Annotated in this window: 4 protein-coding genes; 3 read left to right on the top strand and 1 reads right to left on the bottom strand. The window is 75.5% G+C overall.

What is annotated here, in order from left to right; genetic code table 11:
* Positions 1 to 66 precede the first annotated feature (66 nt).
* A complete protein-coding gene (locus tag DEF28_RS09035) occupies positions 67 to 1,785 on the bottom strand; it encodes a DEDD exonuclease domain-containing protein (protein WP_233515190.1) in 1,719 nt (572 codons plus the stop codon).
* Positions 1,786 to 2,039: 254 nt separating this feature from the next.
* Here DEF28_RS09035 and DEF28_RS09040 point away from each other — a divergent pair, with 254 nt between their 5' ends.
* From DEF28_RS09040 to DEF28_RS09050, 3 genes are all read left to right on the top strand, one after another.
* Entirely contained in the window at positions 2,040 to 3,773 is a 1,734-nt protein-coding gene (locus DEF28_RS09040; RefSeq protein ID WP_158562785.1) for a RelA/SpoT family protein, read from the top strand.
* Positions 3,774 to 3,930: 157 nt separating this feature from the next.
* On the top strand, positions 3,931 to 4,191 hold the full coding sequence (locus DEF28_RS09045; protein ID WP_114398226.1) for a hypothetical protein: 261 nt from the start codon (positions 3,931 to 3,933) through the stop codon (positions 4,189 to 4,191).
* 6 nt (positions 4,192 to 4,197) lie between these two features.
* Positions 4,198 to 5,637 (top strand): NYN domain-containing protein, encoded by a 1,440-nt coding sequence (locus tag DEF28_RS09050; RefSeq protein ID WP_114398223.1) that lies wholly within the window; start codon positions 4,198 to 4,200, stop codon positions 5,635 to 5,637.
* Positions 5,638 to 6,000 lie beyond the last annotated feature (363 nt).

Genomic DNA, 6,000 nt, shown 5'->3' on the forward strand with positions numbered 1-6,000 from the left:
CGTTTCCGTCCGTGGTCGAGGTCGCCTGCGCGAGGCGCCTTACGAGCGGTCGGCCCGGCCCGCGGCTCAGCGGCGGGCGGGAACGGCCTCGCGCCCCCAGTCTGTCAGGTCGCGGTACTTCTCCGCACCGTCCACCGGGCAGGTCCACGGGGTGTCGAGCTCGACCAGCCGCACCCCGGGGGAGTCCAGCCAGCGCAGCACGCACTCCATCTCGGCCGCGCCGGCGCGCGGGGCCGGGCCGGCGCCGGGGAGCACGGTCTCCGCGGTGTCCACGAGCGCCCGGACGAACGCGTGCGGGTCGGTGCCGGGACGCATCAGCCCGGTGCCGGCCAGCCGCCCGTACCGGACCACGCACACCTCCCACCCCGCCGCGGAGCGCCGCCCGGCCACCAGCTGCGGCAGCCGCGCCAGCGCGGTGAGCCGCTGGGAGCGCGCCACCCCGGTGAGCAGCGCCGCCAGCCGGTCGCGGTGCGCGGCGGCCTCCTCGTAGCGCAGCTGCTCCGACAGCCTGCGGATGTGCTCGGTGAGGGCGCGCACGACGGCCTCGGCGCCGCCGGTGAGGGCCAGTTCCGCGCGGGCGGCGTGCCCGGCGTACTCCTCGGCCGACTCCCGCCCGTCGCAGGGCGCGCCGCACCGGCCCAGCTCGGCGAGCACGCACGCCGCGATCGGCTTGGCGGGGGAGAACCGGTGCGTGCACTGCCGCAGCGGCACGACGTGGTGCAGCGCGTCGCGGGCGAGCTCGGCCTCCCGAGCCGAGCGGAACGGCCCCACGTAGGGCGCCCCGTCGTCGAGGATCCGGCGGACCAGGGACAGCCGCGGGTAGCGCTCACGGGTCAGCTTGAGCCAGACGGCGCGCTCGGGGTTGCGGGACCGCCGGTTGTACGGCGGTTTGCGTTCGGCGATCAGCCGCAGCTCGCGCACCTCCGCCTCCAGCTCGGTCCCGCAGACGATGGGGGTGACGCGCTCGGCCAGCGCGATCATCTCGCGGACCCGGCCGCGGGTCTCCGACGCCGTGAAATAGGACATCACCCGCCGGCGCAGGTTGCGGCTCTTGCCGACGTAGAGCGTCTCGCCCCTGGCGTCCTCGAAGACGTAGACGCCGGGCCGCTCGGGCACGTCCTCGGCGAGCCGCCGCTTGCGGAGCTGCGCGGCACTCGGTGCGCTGCGGAACGCGCGCAGCTCCTCCAGGGTGTCGACGCCGAACGAGCCGAGCCGCTCCAGCAGCGCGTGCAGCACGCCCACGGTGGCGCGGGCGTCGTCCAGCGCCCGGTGCGTGGGCCGGTCGGGAACCCCGAAGTGGGCGGCCAGCGTGCCGAGCTTGTGGTCGCGCACCTCGTCCCGGGGCACCAGCCGGCGGGCGAGCGGCACCGTGTCGACCACGGGCGGGTTCGGCCACATGAAGCCGTGCGCCGCGCAGACGGCCTTGAGGAAGCCGACGTCGAAGGGCGCGTTGTGGGCCACCAGCACCGCACCCCGGTCCAGGCCCGCGAACTCGAGGAACGCGGGCAGCACCTGCTCGACGCGCGGCGCGGGGGCCACCATCGCCTGGGTGATCCCGGTCAGCAGCGTGATGAACGGCGGAACGGGGACCCCGGGATTGACCAGCGTGGCGAACTCGCCGAGGACCTCGCCGCCGCGCACCCGGACCGCGCCGATCTCGGTGATACCGGCGCCGTCGGCGCGCGACCCGGTGGTCTCCAGGTCGACGATGACGAACGTGGTGTCCGCCAGCGGGGTCCCCAGGTCGTCGAGGGAGCCCTGGAAGGGGAGCTGCTGTTGTGCCACCCGGTCAGGGTACGGGCTGCCTCCGACAGCGCCGGCGGCCCGGTCGGCGCTCGTGCCTGCGAGGACGCCGCGCGGGTGCCCGCGGCGGGCCCGGGGGCGGCGGGGGCGGTCGCACCCGCCGCGCATCCCGGGAGACGCCCGGCCGGTATCCTGGCCCGAATACCGATCCGTCGCTGATGCTCCGCAATCGGACGCCGACGTCCCGCTATCGGGCATCCGGGCGACTGCGCGCACGACCCCGAGGGAGACGGTGCATGGCGAAACCTGGTTCCGCGGACCGCGCCGATGGCGCCGCCGACCGGATGTGGTGGCGGGCACTCAACGACGCGAGCGCGGGGCGGGTCGTCCTGCCCGAGGTCGAGCCCCTCGTCCGGGAGCACCTGCGGTGGCACCCGCACGCTGACGCGGCCCTGCTGCGCCGCGCCCATGCGGTGGCGCACCACCTGCACGACGGGCAGCTGCGCAAGTCGGGCGAGCCCTACATCACGCACCCCCGGGCGGTCGCCACGATCCTCGCCGAGCTGGGCATGGACACGGCCACCCTCGTCGCGGCGCTGCTGCACGACACGGTCGAGGACACCCCGTTCACCATCGGGCAGCTGCGGGCGGACTTCGGCGACGAGGTCGCGGTGATGGTGGACGGCGTCACCAAGCTGGACCGGTCGATGTACGGGGAGGCCGCGGCGGGGGAGACGTTCCGCAAGATGGTGCTCGCGGCCGCCGCCGACCTGCGGGTCCTGCTGATCAAGCTCGCCGACCGGGTGCACAACCTGCGTACGCTGCGGTTCCAGCCGCCGCACAAGCAGCGCAAGATCGCGCAGGGAACCCGCGACCTGCTGATCCCGTTCGCGGAGCGGCTGGGCGTCTACCACCTGAAGCGGGAGCTCGACGACCTGTGTTTCGAGTTCCTGGAGCCCGAGGCCTACCGCGCCACCGTGGCCGCGCGCGACACGGCCCGCGCGCAGGACCGCTCCGAGCTGGACGGCGTGGTCGAGCACCTGCGGGCCGTCCTCGCGGAGTTCCGGGTCAAGGCCGACGTGCTCGTCAAGGAGCGCCACCTCCACTCGATCCACAGCTCGCGCGGCGGCGACCTGGCGAACCTGGACCCGTTCGCGATCTCCCGCATCTCGGTGGTGGTGAAGCGCGACGACTACCGCGACTGCTACATCGCGCTGGGTGCCATCCACGGGCTGTGGCGGCCGCTGCCGGCCCGGTTCAAGGACTTCATCGCGGTGCCGAAGTACAACCTCTACCGCGCGCTGCACACCGTGGTCGTGCACTCCAGCGGGCGGGTGTTCGACGTGCTGGTCCGCACCGCGGCGGAGTACCGCGTCTCGGAGTTCGGGCTGATCGCCTACGTCGCCGACGCCACGTCCGCCGACGGCCGCCGGGCGGTCACCCACCGCCCCGACCTGGAGTGGCTGCGCCGGCTGCTCGCCTGGCAGGGGCAGGCCGACGCCCAGGACCTGCTGGCCGGCGTGCGCACCGACCTCGGCCCGGACAGCATGGTGACCTTCACCCGCGAGGGCGACCTCGTCACCCTCCCCAAGGGCGCCACCCCGCTCGACTTCGCCTACACGGTGGCCCCCGAACTCGGCGACGGCTACATGGGGGCGCTCGTGGACGGCCGGCTGGTGTCGGTCTCCACTCCGCTGCGCGACGGCAGCAAGGTGGAGATCCTGACCGGCGGGGACAGCGGCCCCTCGGAGTCGTGGCTGACGTTCGTCAAGACCGGGCAGGCCCGGGTGGGCATCACGCGGCGGCTGGCCCGGCGCCGCCTGGAGGAGACCGCCGCGCACGGGCGCACCCGGGTCGCGGCGGAGCTGCTCGACCGGGGGATCGACCTGATCGAGGTGGAGAGCAGCGGGGTCGCCACCGCGGTCGCCCGCCGGCTGGGCTACCCCGACCTGGACGCGCTGTACGCGGCGGTCGGCACCGAGAACGTCGACCTGGGCGACCTCGTCACCGCGCTGCTCGCCCCCCGCTGAACCCGCCCGCGCGCCGGCCCCCGCCCGCGGCCGCATCGCCTTGGTCCGTGTCCAGCGCCACATGGAAAGATGGAAACGACCAGGACGGTGCTGACCGGTGGAGACGAGCGGGCGACCGCGGACCCCCGGGCGGCGGCGAGGTAAGGAGTGGATGGCCGTGAGCATGACCGTGCCGAGCGAGAGCCAGCGGTGGCGGTGCGCACAGTGCGGCAACCTGACCCGGTTCGACGTCACCCGGACGGTGCGGTCGCGCGACTACGTGCACGTGGACCTCTCGGGGGAGCAGCGGATCGAGGAGAGCGAACGCCTCACCGAGGCCGTCGAGCAGGTGCGGTGCCGCTGGTGCGGGGCCGTGGACGCCGTCGAGGTGGTCGACCGGCCGGCCGCCGAGCGATCCGTGCCCGCGGAAAGCGCGTGACCCGCCATGGTTGCGGAGACCTCGGGTTCCGACGGCGCGCTGCCGCGGCCGCAGGGCGCGGCGGCCGGACCGGCCGCGGAGGCCGGCGAGGCGCGCGCCGGGGCTGAGGCGGCCGCCTCGGCGCGCGGCGGCGAGGAGGGCGCGGAGACGCTGGCGCGCCCCCTGCCCGAACCGGTGCGGGAGCGCATCATCGAGTACGGCTCCGACGTGCTCGGCGGCCTGCCGATCGCGGAGCTGCCCTCGGCCCTGCGGCGGGTCGCCCGGTTCGAGCCGCGCCGGCGCGCGCGCCTGGCCGGGCCGCAGATCGCCGCGCAGCTGGAGACCGACGCCGCGTTTCGCGGCCAGGTCGGCGAGCGGGTGCGGCGGGTCTGGCCGGAGCTCGCGGCCGGGCTCGGCAACGGGGTGGTGCCGCCCGCCGCCGACCCGGTGACCGTGGCCGCGGCGGCCTACCTGCTCCGCCCGGCCGGCTGGCCCGGCATCGTGGAGCGGGTGCACGGCGAACTCGCGGAGCGGGAGAGCGCCAAGGAGGCGGACGAGGCCGCGGAGGCGCTCGCCGACCTGCGCCGGCAGCTGGACGCGGCCAAGGCCGAGCACCGCGAGGAGACGCTGCGGCTGCGCTCGGAGCTGCGTGAGCAGCGCGGCACGATCGCGGACCTCAGACGCCGCGTCCACGCCGAGCGGCAGCGCGCCAAGGACGCCACCGATCGCGCCGAGCAGGCGATCGCGGAGGCGGCGGACCGCAGCGACACGGCGGCCAACCAGGTCGGCGCCGTGGAGGCGGAGAACCGCCGGTTGCGCAACCGCCTCGCCGCCGCGGAGGCCCAGGTGGAGAACGCGCGGCGTGCCGCGCGCTCGGGACGCAGCGCGGAGGAGGCGCGGCTGCGGGTGCTCATCGACGTGCTCATGGACGCGGCGCACGGCCTGCGCCGGGAGCTGGCGCTGCCCACCTCCATCGACAGCCCCGCCGACCTGGTGGCGGACAGCCGCCGCGAACACGGCCCGGGGCTGCCCGCGCGCGGCCTGCCCGACGACGACCCCGGCCTGGTCGACCAGCTCCTGACCCTGCCCCGGGTGCACCTGCTCGTCGACGGCTACAACGTCACGAAGACCGGGTACGGAACGCTCCCGCTCGCCGACCAGCGCAGCAGGCTGCTGGCCAGCCTGGAAGGGCTCGCCACCCGCACCAAGGCCGAGATCACGTGCGTGTTCGACGGCGCCGAGGTGGACGCGCCGCCGGCGCTCTCGGCGACCCGGCGGGTCCGGCTGCTGTTCAGCGACCCGGGGGAGACCGCCGACGAGCTGATCATCGGCCTGGTCCGGGCCGAGCCGCCCGGCCGGCCGCTGGCGGTGGTGACCTCGGACAAGGAGATCGTCGCCGCGGTCGGCCGGGCGGGCGCCCGGACGGTCTCCTCCGCGATGCTGCTGCGGCGGCTGGAGACCGGCTGAGGCCGCTTCAGCGGCCGCGGGCCCCGAGACGACCTGGGGCGATGGCCGGATGCGGCCAGTGGGGACGGTGCGCCGCCCACCCCCCGCGGGCCGCCCGGACGGCCGGAAAGTCCGCTGTGGTCGGGATTACACGGACGTCGTGGTGGTTGAGCCGGATCGGGTGGTCCGCTAGGTTCTACCCGGAGCTTGATCGCCTGGTGCGCTAGAACGGCGGACCTGTGTCCCACGGCCGCCGCCGGGCGAGTGAGCTCCCGCCGGAGCGGGAACCGCGTGGTCGCGCTGCCGCGTGCACATCGAACGCGACGTGCAGCGATGCCAGGCGCCGCCCCCGCTGACACGTGCGCCTCGCTCCCCGGCCCACCC

This window comes from Marinitenerispora sediminis (genome assembly GCF_003336425.1).
GTDB lineage: Bacteria > Actinomycetota > Actinomycetes > Streptosporangiales > Streptosporangiaceae > Marinitenerispora > Marinitenerispora sediminis.

Coding starts and splice junctions, on each gene's coding strand:
- DEF28_RS09040 (WP_158562785.1), top strand. CDS start 2,040: ATGGCGAAACCTGGTTCCGCGGACCGCGCCGATGGCGCCGCCGACCGG.
- DEF28_RS09050 (WP_114398223.1), top strand. CDS start 4,198: ATGGTTGCGGAGACCTCGGGTTCCGACGGCGCGCTGCCGCGGCCGCAG.